The following is a 14,515-nucleotide window of genomic DNA, read 5'->3' as shown; positions in this document are numbered from 1 at the left end:
GAAAGAGATCAGAACATGGCATTTCACGAGGTACGGTTTCCGGACAATATCAGTCGCGGCGCGCGGGGCGGGCCGGAGCGGCGCACCCAGATCGTCGAACTGGCGTCGGGCGATGAAGAACGCAATGCCAGCTGGGCCAATTCGCGCCGCCGCTTTGACGTCAGCTACGGCATCCGCCGCGCTGACGATCTGGCGGCGGTGGTCGCCTTTTTCGAGGCGCGGAACGGCAGGCTTTACGGCTTTCGCTTCAAGGACTGGGCCGATCACCGGTCCTGCCTGCCCTCGCAGATGTCGTCGCCGATGGATCAGCTGATTGGAACCGGCGATGGTGTTGCGACAGGGTTTCAACTGGTCAAACGCTATGCCTCGGGCGGCCAGAGCTGGGCACGGGCCATCACCAAGCCGATCGCCGGAACGGTCCAGATCGCCCTGAACGGTGTCCCGCAGCCCGTCGGCTGGTCGGTCGATCCGAAGACCGGCGTCGTCAATTTCGAGACCGCGCCCTCAACCGACATCGCCATCACCGCCGGGTTCGAATTCGATGTGCCGGTGCGCTTCGACAGCGATGTGCTGGATGTGACGCTGGATATCGAACGGCTGGGTTCGATCACCTCCATTCCCCTGCTGGAAATCCGGCGATGAAGAATATCCCGCCCGCATTGCAGGCCCATCTCGACAGCGGCACCACGACACTGGCCTGGTGCTGGCGCATCACCCGCGCCGATGGCGTGGCTTTCGGCTTTACCGATCACGACCGGGTGCTTGCCTTCGATGGCACCGAATTCGAACCGGAAAGCGGGCTGACGGCGAGCGAGATCCGCGCCGGTGCCGATCTCTCGGTGGACGCCCAAGATGCCGCAGGCGCACTGCGCTCGGACCGGATCACCGAGGCCGATATTCTGGACGGGCGCTGGGACAATGCCGAGGTCGAACTCTGGCGCGTGAACTGGGACAACCCTGCGCAGCGCGTGCTGATGCGACGCGGCGCCATCGGTCAGATCCGTCGCGGGCGGCACGCCTTCGTGGCCGAGATCCGCTCGATGTCGCATATTCTCGGCCAAACCGTCGGCCGGACGTTTCAGGCGAGCTGCGATGCCGCGCTGGGCGATGCCCGCTGCGGGGTCGATCTGGAAGATCCGGCCTATCTGGGAAGCGGCGCCGTGATCGACAGCCTTCGCGACCGGGCCTTTACCGCCTCCGGGCTCGGCGGTTTCGTGCCCGGCTGGTTCCGCTTCGGCACGCTGGAATGGACATCCGGCCCCAATTCCGGTCGCCGCGCGGAGGTTCTGGCCCATGACCGCAGCGATGGCGTGGCGGTACTGACCTTGCTGGAAGCGCCGATCCGACCCATCGGCGCAGGCGACGGTTTCATCATCCACGCCGGCTGCGATAAACGCATCGCCACCTGCGCACAGACGTTCGGGAATGTGGTGAACTTCCGGGGCTTTCCGCACATCCCCGGCCAGGACACCATCCTGCGCTATGCCTCATCGGACGGTGGGCATGATGGCGGTGTGCTGTGATGTCCGCCGATCCGGACCGCGTCATCGCCGCCGCGCGCAGCTGGCTCGGCACGCCTTATCACGATCAGGCCAGTCTCAAAAACGTCGGCTGCGACTGCCTTGGGCTGGCGCGCGGCGTCTGGCGCGAACTGGTCGGCGACGAACCATTCCCAATCCCGCCCTATAGCCGCGACTGGGGCGAGACGGGCACCCGCGAAGTGCTGGCGGACGGCGCGCGGCAGATGATGATCGAACTTCCGGTCGCGGATGCCGGACCCGGCGCGCTGGTCCTGTTCCGCATGCGCCCTGGCGCCATCGCCAAACATGTCGGCATTCTGACCGCGCCGGACCGCTTCATCCATGCCTATGAGCGGCTGGGCGTGATCGAAGAACCCCTGACCTCCGCCTGGCGCCGCCGCGTCGCCTTCGCCTTTCTGTTTCCTGCCTCCTGAGGTTTTCCCAAATGGCAACCCTTGTTCTGGCCTCGGTCGGCGCCACGATTGGCGGTGGCTTCGGCGGCGCGATCCTCGGATTTTCCGGTGCTGCCATCGGCGGCATGATCGGCTCCACCATCGGCGCGGCCGTGGACAGCTGGATCGTCTCCTCGCTCGCCCCGGCCCAGCGCATCGAAGGTGCCCGGCTCGACAATCTGCGCATCACCGCCTCGACCGAGGGCGCGGTCATTCCGCGCGTCTTCGGCCGCATGCGAATCGGCGGCAATATCATCTGGGCCACCGACTTTCGCGAGGAGACACGGACCAGCCGGCAGGGCGGCGGCAAGGGCGGCGGGCCCAAGGTTGAGACCACCGAATATCTCTATTATGCGTCTTTCGCCGTGGCACTGGCCGAGGGCGAGATCACCGGCATCGGCCGCATCTGGGCCGATGGCAAGCCTTTGGACACATCCGGCCTCACCTGGCGCTGGTATCCGGGCAGCGAGACACAGGACCCGGACCCGTTCATCGCCGCCACGATGGGGACCAACGCGACGCCTGCGTATCGCGGCACGGCCTATGTTGTCTTCGAGGATCTGCCGCTGAGCGATTACGGCAATCGCCTGCCGCAGCTGTCGTTTGAGGTCTTTCGCCCCCTTGCCGATCCCGACACGGCAGAAGGGCTGTCCCGCGCCGTGACCCTGATCCCGGCCTCGGGCGAATTCACCTATGCCACCGAAGCTATCCGCAAAGGCGGCAAGGGCGACAGCGCGGCCGAGAACCTGAATGCGGCGCCTGGCAGCCCGGACATGATCGTGGCGCTGGACCGGCTCCAGGCCATGGCGCCAAAGGTCGAAAGCGTCAGCCTCGTCGTCGCCTGGTTCGGCAACGATCTGCGCTGCGGCCACTGCGCCCTCCGGCCCGGCGTCGAGGTGGCCGAGAAGGCGAGCACGCCGCACCTCTGGTCAGTCAGCGGCATTTCGCGCGATCAGGCGCATCTGGTCAGCCGTAATCAGGAAGATCGTCCCGTCTATGGCGGCACGCCTGCGGATTTCGCGGTGGTGCAGGCCATCCGGGAGATGAAGGCACGAGGGCTGCGGGTCACCTTCTATCCTTTCATCCTGATGGATGTCCCACCGGGCAATGCCCTGCCGGACCCTTATTCGGACCATGCCGCTGGCACCGGCCTGCCTGCTTTTCCATGGCGCGGACGGATCACCTGTTCGCCTGCCGCTGGGCAAATAGGCAGCGTCGACAAGACGACGGCTGCCGGGGATCAGGTCGCGGCTTTCTTCGGTACTGCCAGCGTGGACGGTTTCACCATCACGAATGACGAGGTGCGCTGTATCGGCGATCAGGGTGATCATGGGCTGCGGCGGATGGTGCTGCATTACGCCCATCTCTGCGCCGCAGCGGGCGGCGTCGATGCCTTCCTGATCGGCTCCGAGATGCGCGGCCTGACCACCCTCCGGGCAAGCGGGAACAGTTATCCGGCCGTCGCGGCATTCCGGGCGCTTGCCGCCGATGTCCGTACCATTCTCGGATCCGGCACGAAGATCAGCTATGCCGCCGACTGGTCGGAATATTTCGGGCATCAGCCTCCAGACGGCAGCGGCGATGTCCATTTCCACCTCGATCCGCTCTGGGCGGACCCCGCCATCGACTTCACCGGCATCGACAATTACCTGCCACTGTCGGATTGGCGCGACGGCTTCGATCATCTGGACGCGCAGGCAGGCTGGCCCGCCGTCCATGACCGGGCCTATCTGCAGTCCAACATCGCGGGCGGCGAAGGGTTCGACTGGTTCTATGCCTCCGAGGCCGACCGTGCAGCGCAGATCCGGACCCCGATCACCGACGGTGCTTACAGCAAGCCCTGGGTCTTCCGCCCCAAAGACCTGCAGTCGTGGTGGTCGAACCGCCATTACGACCGTCCTGGCGGCCTGGAATCCGCGACACCGACCGCATGGGTGCCGCAGTCCAAACCGATCCGTTTCACCGAACTGGGCTGCCCCGCCATCGACCGGGGTACCAACCAGCCGAATGTCTTCTATGATCCGAAGTCATCCGAAAGCTTCGTGCCGTATTTCTCGCGCGGCTGGCGCGACGATGCCATTCAGCGGGCCTATCTGGAGGCGACATACCTCTTCTGGGGCACGGCAGCCAACAATCCGGTCTCGACGGAATATGCGGGCCGCATGGTCGAGGTCGGCGAATGCGCCGCCTGGACCTGGGATGCCCGACCCTACCCGTTCTTTCCGGCGCTGGGCGATGTCTGGACCGATGGCGCCAACTGGCGGCTGGGACACTGGCTGACCGGACGGTTGGGCGCGGTATCATTGGCGGCCCTTGTCCGTCATCTCTGCCGTCGCGCCGGGCTGCCGGAATCCCGCATCGATGTCTCCGGCCTCTGGGGCGCCGCGGAGGGCTATGCCATCACCGCGCTGGAAAGCCCGCGCGCCTCGCTCACCACGCTGGCGCGGCATTTCGGGTTTGACGCGGTGGAGAGCGAGGGAGTAATCCGATTTGTGATGCGCGGCCGAGCACCTGTCGCCACCATCACCCCTGACGATCTGGTCGCGGGCAATACCGACGGCGAAGCGATCGAGTTGACCCGGGCCCAGGAAACCGAACTGCCGCAGGCGCTGAAGTGGCAGGTGGCCCGGGCCGATGAGGATTACGATGCCGCCTTGGTCGAGGCGTCGCGCATCACCGTGGACACCAGCCGCATCGCTTCGGAGAGTTTTCCGATGGCGGTGCCGCCGGAAGAGGCCGAGCGTCGTTGCCGTCGCGCCCTGCAGGAAGCCTGGGCAGGACGCGAAAGCGCGGTGTTTCGCTTGCCGCCCTCGAAACTGGCGCTGGACCCAGCGGATGTCATCGCACTGGATCACGACGGACGCGCCCAACAATTCCGGCTGACCGCCATTGCCGATGCCGAAGCGCGCGGCATCGAAGCGGTGCGGCAGGACCGCGAGGCCTATGACCTGCCGCCCGGCGCGGAACGACCTGCCACCCTTACCCGTGCGGTGACATTTGGGCCGCCGGAAGTTGTCATTCTCGATCTGCCACAGCTGCGCGATGACGTTCCCGCGCATCAACCGCTGATCGCCGCGACGGCAAAACCATGGCCCGGCGCACTGGCCATCTATCGCAGCCCCGGCAGCGACGGGTTTGAACTTGTGACGACAGTTCGCCGCCGCGCGAACATGGGGCGTCTGGCCGCCGATCTCTGGCCCGGTCCGACATCGCGCCTCGACATGGGCAATGTCCTGATAATCGATCTCGCAAGTGGCCAGCTGGAGAGCGTCGGCGATCTGGCGCTGTTCGGTGGCGCGAATGCAATGGCGGTCGAATCCGGGCCAGGGCGCTGGGAGATCGTCCAGGCGGGCCATGCCGAGCTGATCGCACCGGGGCGATACCGCCTGACCCGGCTGTTGCGCGGCCAGCGCGGCACCGAGCAGTCCATGGGCAATCCGACCCCGGCCGGGGCGCGGGTGGTGCTGCTGAACGAGGCGCTGACCCCGCTGCCGATCCCCGAGGGCGATCTCGACATCCCGTTCAACTGGCGCATCGGGCCCGCCCGCCATCCGGTCAGCAACGACACCTTCACCGCCCTCGCCTTCACGCCCGAAGGTGAGGGGCTACGGCCCTTATCGCCAGTGCATGTCGGCCAGCCATGGCGCCGCCCGCATGTGCCCGGTGATCTGGTGATCCGATGGACACGGCGCTCCCGCAGCCTCGCTGCCGACAGCTGGCAGGGGATGGAGGTGCCGATGGCGGAAGAACGAGAGGCATGGTCGGTCGAGATCCTGGATGGTGCGACCGTCCGGCGCGGCCTCGAATCCAGCACCACCTCCGTCACCTATCGCGGCGCAGATCAGGTGGCGGATTTCGGCGGGCTGTTGGCCCCGGGCGACAGTCTGAGCATCCGCATCTGCCAGCTTTCCGCCCGTATCGGGCGCGGCGCGGCAATCACCACCACACTCTATCTCTGAACTAACCCGGAAGATCACGATGCCCGACAGCACGACAAACCTGTTGCTGCCATATCTCATGGCAGCACAGGCCCAGAAACACGTCACCCATAACGAGGCCCTGCGCCTGCTGGACGGGCTGGTCCAGCTTTCCGTGAAGAGCCGGGTACTGACCGCGCCACCCGCTAGCCCCGCCGATGGCGACCGCTATATCGTCGCCTCTGGCGCGACCGGCGGCTGGGCGGGGTGGGATCTGAACGTGGCCCTCTGGACCGACGGTGACTGGCTGCGCCTGCCGCCGCGCGACGGCTGGCGGGCATGGGTCGAAGATGAGGGAGTTCTGCTGGTCCGGAATGGCACGGGCTGGCAGCCGGTCATCCCGACCACCCTCGACGATCTGACCCGGCTCGGCATCGGCATGGCGGCGAGCGCGGGTTCGCCCTTCTCGGCCAAGCTTAACAGCGCCCTCTGGACAGCCCTTTACGCCGCCGATGGCGGCAGCGGCGATCTGACCCAGACCCTGAACCGGGAAACGGGTACGGACGATGCCGGGCTGATCCTGCAGACCGGGTTTTCGACCCGGGCCCTGATTGGCCTCTTCGGATCTGACCAGCTGCGCCTTGCGGTCTCGCCGGACGGGGCCAGTTTCCGCGATGCGCTGGGCGTCGACCCGGCGACGGGCATCGTGGATCAGCCGAACCTGCCGCGCTTCAAGGCGTGGACGAATTACGACAACTATGTCGCCACCGATACCTGGACGACGCTCGGGATCAACATCGCGGAGTATAACGATCAGGGCTGCTTCGACGCGGGCACCAATGGCTTCGTGGCGCCGGTCGCCGGAACCTATCTCTTCGGCGCCTCGCTGCTTTTCAAGATCAATGCCAGCGGCAACGCCCGGATGCGTGGGCGGCTGGTGCTGAACGGATCCACGGAAATTCGGGGATCGCAGGGCGAGATTTCTGGCGCGCATGTGTCCGAGGCGACCGCCCTCTGGCTACAGACCATGGTCCCGCTGGACGCGGGCGATACCGTCGCGCTGCAGGGCACGTTCCGGGCGGCGGATGGGTATTTCGCCGCCGACCATACCACCTTCTGGGGAGCGAAGATCGGATGACACCCAAACGTCTCGACGACATGCTGCAGATGAGCGAGAGCGAATTCGAGGAACTGCTGGCGCGCGCCGCGCAGGAAGGCGCGCGCCGCGCCCTTGTCGATGCCGGTCTCGATGGCAGGGAAGCGGCCCTCGATATCCGTGACCTGCGGGCGCTGCTGGAAGGCATCCGCCTGATGCGTCGCACCGCTGCCCAGACCGTGATCCGCATGCTGACCGCCGGTCTGATACTGACCCTGCTGGCCGGGATTGCCCTGAAGCTGAAACTCTTCGGCGAGGGCGGCTGACGCACTGGACGGTAATCGCCGCCGCACCCCTCGCAGACCCATTCACCCCACGGCCCGCCCTTCCGGCGGGCTTTTTTCATATCCGGAGGAGATCCATGACCACCCGCTATTATCGCCATTGGCGCGACGTGCCGAATGACAGCTGGCGCTGGCCGAACTTCTCGCCAGCCGAGATCGCCTGCCGGGGCACCGGATCGATCCTGATCCATGACGCAGCCCTCGACCGGCTGCAGGCGCTGCGCACCCGCGTCGGCAAGCCGCTGATCGTGAACTCGGCCTATCGCAGCCCCGAGCACAATGCCCGGGTGCGTGGCGCCAAACGTTCGAAGCACCTGGAAGGCGCGGCCTTCGACATCTCCATGGCCAATCACGATCCGACCAAATTCGAAAAGGCAGCGCGAGCTGAGGGCTTTCTGGGTTTCGGCAGCTATCCCCGCTCGGGCTTCATGCATATCGATCTTGGCCCCGCACGGCGCTGGGGCGATCCCTTCCCGGCCCGCGCCATCCCCTTCGCCGAGGATCAGCCACCGGCGCGGGAACATCTGGCCGACAGCCGGACCATGAAGGGCAGCGGCGCGGCCGGGATTGCCACCGTCGGAGCGGCAGGCATCGAAATTGCTCAGGACGCGCTCGGCGATGCGCAATCGGCCATCGAGCCGCTGATCCCCTATCTCGACACTCTGCGCTGGGCCTTCATCGCGATGGCGCTGGCCGGGATCGGCCTGACCGTCTGGGCCAGGCTCGACGACTGGAACCGGGGAAGACGGTGATGGGCGCCCTCGTTGCGCTGCTGGCGTCGCACTGGGCGCGGCGTCTGATCATCGGGGCCGCGCTGATCGGCGCGGTCCTGCTTTTCCTCATCAACCTGCGGCGGGCAGGCGAAACCGCCGGCCGCCACGCCGAACGCCTGAAACAGATGGAGCGACAGAATGACATCCAACGCCGCATGCTGGAGGCAGCCAGCAACCGCCCTCGTGATCGCGACGAGCTTGCTGAGCGCCTGCGCGACGGACGGTTCTGATCGGGGCGGCGCGATCTGCTCGCCGGTGGTCGCTTACGATCAGGCCGCGCGCGACAGGGCGGCGGCGGAGTTGGAGGCGCTGCCCGACGATGCCGTTCTAGTCGGGATGATGGCGGATTACGCTGTCATGCGCGCGCAGGCGCGGGTGTGTGCGGGCTGATCGCCGATGTCAGGACGCCTCGGCCGGGGCATCCACCAGCGCCAATGCGCCATCCGGCAGCGGGCGTTGCAGCTTGCTGGCGATTTCGATCGGCGCCGAAAGCCAGGTCTCCCAATCCCGGGGATCGGTCAGGATGACCGGCATGGCTTTCGGATGCACAGATTTCACCTCGGCACTGGGCGCGCAGGTCAGAAAGGCATAGAGATCGTCGGTGGTTTCGCCATCCTTCACCTTCCGGACCGAAGTCCAGCCACGGACCTCGATCCCGGCGAAGAACATCGGCGTCTCTGCTTCCGAGGTCGCGAACCACTGATTGCCGCCCTTGATCGGCTCGGCGAAAGCCGTGACCGGCACCAGGCAGCGATGCGCGGGGCCGAACCAGCGCCGCCAATGTGGCGAGGTCAGGTTGCGGACATTGGTGACGCCTGGATCCCGCTGGGTCTTCAGGACAGAAGGCGGCGATGGCATCCCCCACCGTGCCTTCACCAATTCCAGCGAATTGCCATCATGGCGGACGATCGGAGCCAGCTGATCCGGATAGACCTTGCCCGGCGCGACATTGCCCGCTCGGTCAGTCATGGTCAGCCCACTGAAAAGCTGGCGCATCGCCTCCTGCGTGGTGGTCTGATTATAAAGATTGCACACGGTATCGTCGTCCTCGGAACGGCCAAAGGGCAGATAGGGTGAACTGTAGCCCGGCAGGCAGGTTCCGTCAGCCAGTTCCAGATCCGGAAAGGCGGTCAGGCAGGCGCTGGCCGCATCCGGTTCACGGAAATAGAGTGCAATCCGGTCCCGCGTGCCGCCGCGCCCGCCACCATGCCAGGCATAGTTTCCCCTGCCGATCCGAGTCGCCAGCCACTCATGCAGCGCATCGGACCAGCGGCCAAAACCCATCTCCGGTACGCAGATCAACACCCGGACCGGGAAGGCCGAATCGTCGATCTTGGCTTGAGGTGTGCTGCGGCGCGTCATAGGCGAGAACAAATGCAGAACAAGTAGATCAAAGCAAGTAAGAACCCCGCGAATACAGGAATTAGCTCGGGAAGCCGACTGTCGGCATTGCGGCATGGCGCTCACAGCAAAACTGTACAAGCGACTACTCAAACAACGCGCGGCGCAATTGGCCGATGTCGCCCGCTGACGTGATTCGCTCAAACGCTTCTAGACATGACCAACTTCCGCTCTGATCATTGGACAAGCTCAAAGTCGTCTAGAGCGACTCCATACAGCTTCTTAAATGATTCGTTCCCCCACGCCTCCGCTTGCGTCTGATCATAGTTCTCGAACAACCAACGGAAGTCGCAGACAAAGGGGCCGTCTTTAAGGAGCCACTGCCTAGTCAGATCATAGAGAGCCATCGTGCTGTAGAAGCGCTGAAAGGTATCCATGACAGCCTTCTCCGTGCGGTTCGTCCACCTCCTTGGATAAACGCCCTCCTTGTCGCCCCGATCGCTGAACAGCGACAGATGGCGCAGCCATACGTCGCGCACTTCCTTCTTGTTCTTGTCACCTGCCAGGTAGGCGCCGGGCCAACAGAAGAACTCGGGGTGCTCCATCTTATCCTGGCACAGCGCGACGAAGTGGGAGAGGAACACCCTGATCGGGAGATTCATGGGCTCGTACTCGAACGTGCGATACTCCTCCATCAGCTTGGGAAGGCCCGGAGCCTTTTCAAGCCATTTCAAGACAGCGCTCAGCCCCTCCATGGGGTGGTCGTACCCCGCAGCTTTCGTCAGTTCCCCGGATACAACGACGTACTCCTCCCTAGAGTATTCGGTGATGGACCGCTTCAAGTGCGGCAGCTCCTTCACGCAAAAGCAAAGCTTCGTGAAGCGGACACCAACATCCACGTCAAGTATCAGATCCTCGAAACTCGTTACATCCAGAGGCAACCCACGCGTCGGATTGATCGATAGGTCGCACACAAGCAGGAACAACCCGATCAGCGGATCATCCAAATGCTCCGGCCATTCCGCATCGGCAAGCTCGAGGAAGCGCTCGAAGGCTTCGACATAGACTCCCGAAAAATACCCCATATCGCGCAGATCGGTGACTAAGAGTGGCTCCTCCTGCGTGTTGTTCAGGAATTGGAGCTGGATGAATCTTGCTTGCCCCTCATAGATCGCGCGCATGCCAGTAGCAGGCAAGCGAACCGGCGAGCGCCAGTAAAACCCCTCATGCTGAGCGGCATTGAGACGCTGCACCTCGGCATCCCATTCAGACATTTTGGGCAGAATTTTGAACTCCGGGTCAATCGCATCGGCGATCATACCCACGAGCTGGCCGTAGACGATGAAATATCCGTGCCCCACTGACTCGAAGTGATTTTCCTCGATCATCCAATGAATGTTCTCACGAGGCTCATAGGCGTAGTATTTGTAGTACTCGACGTCGAGAGCGTTGTTCACGGCCGCATTAGCCGCTGCAAGCTTTGCCTGTGCCGAGTGCCCCTCTTTCAGAAGCATCTGGTCCGTATAGCCTTTCAGGGGCTTTTTGGCACCGATTGTGGCGAGCACCTCCTTGAGCTCACCCATGCTTGAATGACATTGAGCAAGGTAGCTGAGGCTGAACAGCAGACCCGATGTGGATCCGACATGCTGCCACCAATGAATGGTCTCGTGAATGTAAGTCGAGTAAGCCTGAATTAAATCAGCTGGAGCGGCGCTTGCATCAAATTCGTTCGACTCGATCCTCTCCATAAGTTCATGATTGCGTGGACTTAAGCGCAGCACGAACCGCATTGTTTCATACATTCCATGGGCATTCAGACATGCATTGAAGGTCGGTCCCGCTTCGAAACCGTCGTTCGCCGAAGCGAGGCGTTCGTGATCGAGAGCAAACTGTGTCACAGATTTTTCGGTCATTCTTGCCGTCTAAAAGCTTGGGTCATGCTGGCACCCATTTGGTAGCGGCGACGCTGCAAACCTTTCCGTCGTATACGAAGGCCACGCTGTATCGAGCGCGTGTGACGGCCACGTACATTTTCGTCGCGGATTTTGCTACATGACTGATGTCGCCCGACGCGAGCCATTTGCGAGCTGGCCCGTGCGGGTAGATCAAGACCCGATCGAAGGTGAGGCCCTTTGACTCGCCGAAATTCATAGCTTCGTTAGAATCACACTTGGTCGCAGCGGAATACCGAAGCACCTGTGGCGCGAACCGCGTTATGTAGTCACCCACGTCAGCGCTTGAGACGAGAAACAATCCGTCGTGTCCCGTCAGCTTGTGGTTGCACGAAATTGTCTTCGGCTCGTCCGGGAAAAAGCTGTCGCCCAAGTTCGCAATGGCTTGGTTGCAGCGGTATGTGTGGGCTTCGTGCTCGATCGCAACGAGCCCCTCCTTTTTCCACAGCTCGAACTTCTTGATGATGGCCGGACCAGCAAACGCTTTGTTTTTCGACGCGTTGTTCGTGGCAAATGTGGCCTGTCGGTGGTCACCGACGAAGGTGACTGAAACGCCCGCTCTTAATATCAACTCCAAGAGATCGAGGTCGTACCCGGCCATGTCCTGGATCTCGTCGATGATGATGTGGCTGAAGCGTTGCTTCAGTCGTCGCATGATCGCACCACCTGATCGTCGATCACACTCGCAAACGAACTTCGCAATCTTGTCTGAATATATCCGAGAGCCATCGAGGAAGTAGTGGTCGCTGATCCGTGCCGCCGGAATGTAGGGGACCGACTTTCCTTCAACCCAGTGGATGCCATCAACCCGACTCGCGTGCATGGCTGAACGATAGGGACGGGCAAGCTCCCGCAGCAGAAACGAGTACCACGAGATAACTTCCAAATGGGAGGGAATGGTGCGTACGCGTTCATAGGCCTTGAGCTGAATTTCACGGACATTATTGCGTGTATAGGTGATCAGGGCGGTTGCTCCCTGCCCCTGTTCCCACGCTAGCGCCTGATCGACGACTCGCGTGGTCTTTCCGCCTCCGGCGGCGGATATCACAATGCGATTAGCGCACGGCACGGGCGATATAGTCCGGAGGCGACCACTCCACGTCTGTTTCGAAGAACTTAAGACCGGTCTCAGCTTTGTGTTTGACCATGTGTTCGATAGCGGCTGCCTCATCCGCGAATTTCTTGCCGAGGACAGCGTTGATCGTCGCCAAGCCGTTCTTCTTCACGAGCTGGGGCTCAAGCGTGTGGGCGGTTTCGTCTTTATCGTATTGGATTTTGACGATGTCGGAGTTCAGGTAGTCGGCATATTTTCTTTCCAACGCAGCGACATCAGCATCGTTGTCGGTCACGATATCGGCTGTCTTATTTAGGAGGATTGCGATTTCGAGGAAGCGTTTAAAGGCAAGCGAATTCACAGAAATCACATCAACCCCATCCTCCAGCGGCATCTTGCCGTGCTTCATCTGGTAGGCGCGTTGGACAATCAACTCGTCTGACGGCCCCTCCACGAGGATCGAACGCTTCGCAAGGATGAGCCGCAGCGTGTCGTGCCCCGGCAGCTTCATAAAATAGTCCTGTGTAGTCTTATCCTTCAGGTCGGTCAGGCGCACACCCTCGCCGCGGAGGAACAAAAGTACGGACTCCACGCCAAGCTTGTTGAGAACAAAGCTGCTGTGCGTCGTGATGAATATCTGTCGCGAACCAGCGTTAGCCGCAATGTGGCCGATTAGTTCGTTGAGGCCAGCGTAGGAGAGGTGATTTTCAGCTTCCTCAATCAGGATAATGTGGGATTTTGCCGACGTCTCCATCGCGAGCTTAATCTTGACCGAATTCTGCTCGCCTTTCCCTACGAGTGACAAAGGAATATCGTCCAGGTGAGGCATAATTCCAGCCTCCCAGTTCGCCCGAGCGGACGTGTCGAGGGAAACCGAGATAACCTTGTCGCTGATCTTCCCCTTCTTTTCTGCTAGGGCGTCGTTGATCGTCTTGACCTTCGGCTCTTCAAGAAAGCGATCCTTCATGAGCCGATAAGTCAGCGCGAGATCCACCTTCTCTTTCGAGGTAAGGCTCTCCTTCACGATGTCGATAACGTAGCGGCTAGCTGCCGAGTTGTTCTTGATTGTGCTTGCATCGATCAGGCTTGAGCGAAGTGGAATGCCGCGCGAATTTAGAACGTCGTTCTCGGCGAAGTCCCTCCACTTGATCCAGTAGTACTCCACTGGCACCGTACGAATTTCCGAAGGGTCGGAGACGTACTGAGCAAAGTCCTCTGCGTGCGCCGGGTTGAGTTCAATGAGGAGCGCCACGCCGGGAAGGTCAAGGCCAAGAGTATTGTTGTTGCCTTTGAGCTTCGCAAGGGCCGGATCGTCGGCGAGATACACCTCAATTAGGATCGATGGCGGTGCCTGCGCAAGACCCGCCTTCAGCGCTTCGATGTACTCAAGAACGAGATCGACATTGAACAGATATGGATGGAGTTCAATATGGAGAGGACGGCCGTTGAGTTGACCGGTAAGCGCCAGGTGGATCGCTTCAAGGAGGGTGGATTTGCCACACTCGTTGTTTCCGACAATGACGTTCAATTTGTCATTGAAGGTGACGTTTGCCTGCTTAAGGCAGCGGTAGTTTCTGATTACCGCCCGTTGGATGAACAAACCGCGTCTCCCTTTGCCGCATACGCTGCCATGAGGCACAGCTTAAGCAAAGTCTGCAAGGGCCGGTGCGGCTTAGCCAAGTCTAGCTGCCCAGAAAAAAGCTGGATACGAAATTGGGGTCGGGCGACCTTCTACGAGGTCAGTCCACCCGTAGCTTTACTGGCCCGCCTCGATCCCGCGTGTCGGTTTGGTCAGCATCAGCCCAATGACCGCACGAATCTTTGCTGAGGTGGTAGTATCGAAGGCGAACTATCAGCGGCATTGAGAGCCAAGGCGTCGTACGGTTCTGCCACCCGTCTCTTCAAACGTTGATGTGGCGTTGATGTAAAACGGGGATTGGGATGCCTGACCATTTCGGTCGGCATCCAAGCATTTGATTTATTTGTTATTTTTGGTTGCGGGGGCAGGATTTGAACCTGCGACCTTCAGGTTATGAGCCTGACGAGCTACCGGGCTGCTCTACCCC

Annotated in this window: 12 protein-coding genes; 8 read left to right on the top strand and 4 right to left on the bottom strand. The window is 62.0% G+C overall.

Features of this window, described 5'->3' with window-relative positions:
- The first annotated feature begins 15 nt into the window (after nt 1-15).
- The 8 genes from QMZ16_RS05305 to QMZ16_RS05270 all read left to right on the top strand — a co-directional run bounded on the left by QMZ16_RS05305 (nt 16) and on the right by QMZ16_RS05270 (nt 8,332).
- Nucleotides 16-642 (top strand): DUF2460 domain-containing protein, encoded by a 627-nt coding sequence (locus QMZ16_RS05305; protein WP_282602417.1) that lies wholly within the window; start codon nt 16-18, stop codon nt 640-642.
- Nucleotides 639-1,523, top strand: a complete 885-nt coding sequence (locus QMZ16_RS05300) for a DUF2163 domain-containing protein (protein ID WP_282602416.1) — start codon at nt 639-641, stop codon at nt 1,521-1,523. The genes QMZ16_RS05305 and QMZ16_RS05300 overlap by 4 nt, the downstream gene beginning before the upstream one ends.
- Nucleotides 1,523-1,954, top strand: a complete 432-nt coding sequence (locus QMZ16_RS05295; RefSeq protein WP_282602415.1) for an NlpC/P60 family protein — start codon at nt 1,523-1,525, stop codon at nt 1,952-1,954. Before QMZ16_RS05300 ends, QMZ16_RS05295 begins: the two co-directional genes overlap by 1 nt.
- An 11-nt stretch (nt 1,955-1,965) precedes the next feature.
- Complete coding sequence (locus QMZ16_RS05290) at nt 1,966-5,931, top strand: glycoside hydrolase/phage tail family protein (RefSeq protein WP_282602414.1); 3,966 nt, start codon at nt 1,966-1,968, stop codon at nt 5,929-5,931.
- Nucleotides 5,932-5,950: 19 nt separating this feature from the next.
- The gene (locus QMZ16_RS05285) at nt 5,951-7,027 is read left to right on the top strand and encodes a DUF2793 domain-containing protein (RefSeq protein ID WP_282602413.1); all 1,077 of its coding nucleotides are present in this window, start codon (nt 5,951-5,953) and stop codon (nt 7,025-7,027) included.
- Nucleotides 7,024-7,311 carry a DUF6127 family protein gene (locus QMZ16_RS05280; RefSeq protein ID WP_271890176.1) on the top strand — a complete coding sequence of 96 codons (288 nt, stop codon included), beginning with the start codon at nt 7,024-7,026 and terminating at the stop codon, nt 7,309-7,311. Before QMZ16_RS05285 ends, QMZ16_RS05280 begins: the two co-directional genes overlap by 4 nt.
- Nucleotides 7,312-7,406: 95 nt before the next feature.
- Nucleotides 7,407-8,081 (top strand): D-Ala-D-Ala carboxypeptidase family metallohydrolase, encoded by a 675-nt coding sequence (locus QMZ16_RS05275; protein WP_282602412.1) that lies wholly within the window; start codon nt 7,407-7,409, stop codon nt 8,079-8,081.
- Nucleotides 8,081-8,332, top strand: a complete 252-nt coding sequence (locus QMZ16_RS05270) for a hypothetical protein (RefSeq protein WP_147100346.1) — start codon at nt 8,081-8,083, stop codon at nt 8,330-8,332. Before QMZ16_RS05275 ends, QMZ16_RS05270 begins: the two co-directional genes overlap by 1 nt.
- A gap of 169 nt (nt 8,333-8,501) precedes the next feature.
- On the opposite strand, the gene QMZ16_RS05260 is transcribed toward QMZ16_RS05270, so the two are convergent.
- The 4 genes from QMZ16_RS05260 to QMZ16_RS05245 all read right to left on the bottom strand — a co-directional run bounded on the left by QMZ16_RS05260 (nt 8,502) and on the right by QMZ16_RS05245 (nt 14,049).
- A complete protein-coding gene (locus QMZ16_RS05260; protein ID WP_282602410.1) occupies nt 8,502-9,464 on the bottom strand; it encodes an SOS response-associated peptidase in 963 nt (320 codons plus the stop codon).
- A gap of 215 nt (nt 9,465-9,679) precedes the next feature.
- On the bottom strand, nt 9,680-11,356 hold the full coding sequence (locus QMZ16_RS05255; RefSeq protein ID WP_282602409.1) for a hypothetical protein: 1,677 nt from the start codon (nt 11,354-11,356) through the stop codon (nt 9,680-9,682).
- A gap of 22 nt (nt 11,357-11,378) precedes the next feature.
- Nucleotides 11,379-12,443 carry a UvrD-helicase domain-containing protein gene (locus QMZ16_RS05250; protein ID WP_246133124.1) on the bottom strand — a complete coding sequence of 355 codons (1,065 nt, stop codon included), beginning with the start codon at nt 12,441-12,443 and terminating at the stop codon, nt 11,379-11,381.
- Nucleotides 12,444-12,450: 7 nt separating this feature from the next.
- Complete coding sequence (locus tag QMZ16_RS05245) at nt 12,451-14,049, bottom strand: AAA family ATPase (protein ID WP_147100010.1); 1,599 nt, start codon at nt 14,047-14,049, stop codon at nt 12,451-12,453.
- Between the last annotated feature and the right edge of the window lie 466 nt (nt 14,050-14,515).

Origin of the sequence: Paracoccus sp. PARArs4 (genome assembly GCF_947311865.1) — a bacterium.
Lineage (GTDB): Bacteria > Pseudomonadota > Alphaproteobacteria > Rhodobacterales > Rhodobacteraceae > Paracoccus > Paracoccus zeaxanthinifaciens.
The sequence above is the reverse complement of the archived record's forward strand: the minus strand, read 5'-3'. Positions and strand labels throughout refer to the sequence as shown.

Coding starts and splice junctions, on each gene's coding strand:
- QMZ16_RS05290 (WP_282602414.1), top strand. CDS start 1,966: ATGGCAACCCTTGTTCTGGCCTCGGTCGGCGCCACGATTGGCGGTGGC.
- QMZ16_RS05255 (WP_282602409.1), bottom strand. CDS start 11,356: ATGACCGAAAAATCTGTGACACAGTTTGCTCTCGATCACGAACGCCTC.
- QMZ16_RS05280 (WP_271890176.1), top strand. CDS start 7,024: ATGACACCCAAACGTCTCGACGACATGCTGCAGATGAGCGAGAGCGAA.
- QMZ16_RS05305 (WP_282602417.1), top strand. CDS start 16: ATGGCATTTCACGAGGTACGGTTTCCGGACAATATCAGTCGCGGCGCG.
- QMZ16_RS05300 (WP_282602416.1), top strand. CDS start 639: ATGAAGAATATCCCGCCCGCATTGCAGGCCCATCTCGACAGCGGCACC.
- QMZ16_RS05260 (WP_282602410.1), bottom strand. CDS start 9,464: ATGACGCGCCGCAGCACACCTCAAGCCAAGATCGACGATTCGGCCTTC.
- QMZ16_RS05275 (WP_282602412.1), top strand. CDS start 7,407: ATGACCACCCGCTATTATCGCCATTGGCGCGACGTGCCGAATGACAGC.
- QMZ16_RS05295 (WP_282602415.1), top strand. CDS start 1,523: ATGTCCGCCGATCCGGACCGCGTCATCGCCGCCGCGCGCAGCTGGCTC.
- QMZ16_RS05285 (WP_282602413.1), top strand. CDS start 5,951: ATGCCCGACAGCACGACAAACCTGTTGCTGCCATATCTCATGGCAGCA.
- QMZ16_RS05270 (WP_147100346.1), top strand. CDS start 8,081: ATGGGCGCCCTCGTTGCGCTGCTGGCGTCGCACTGGGCGCGGCGTCTG.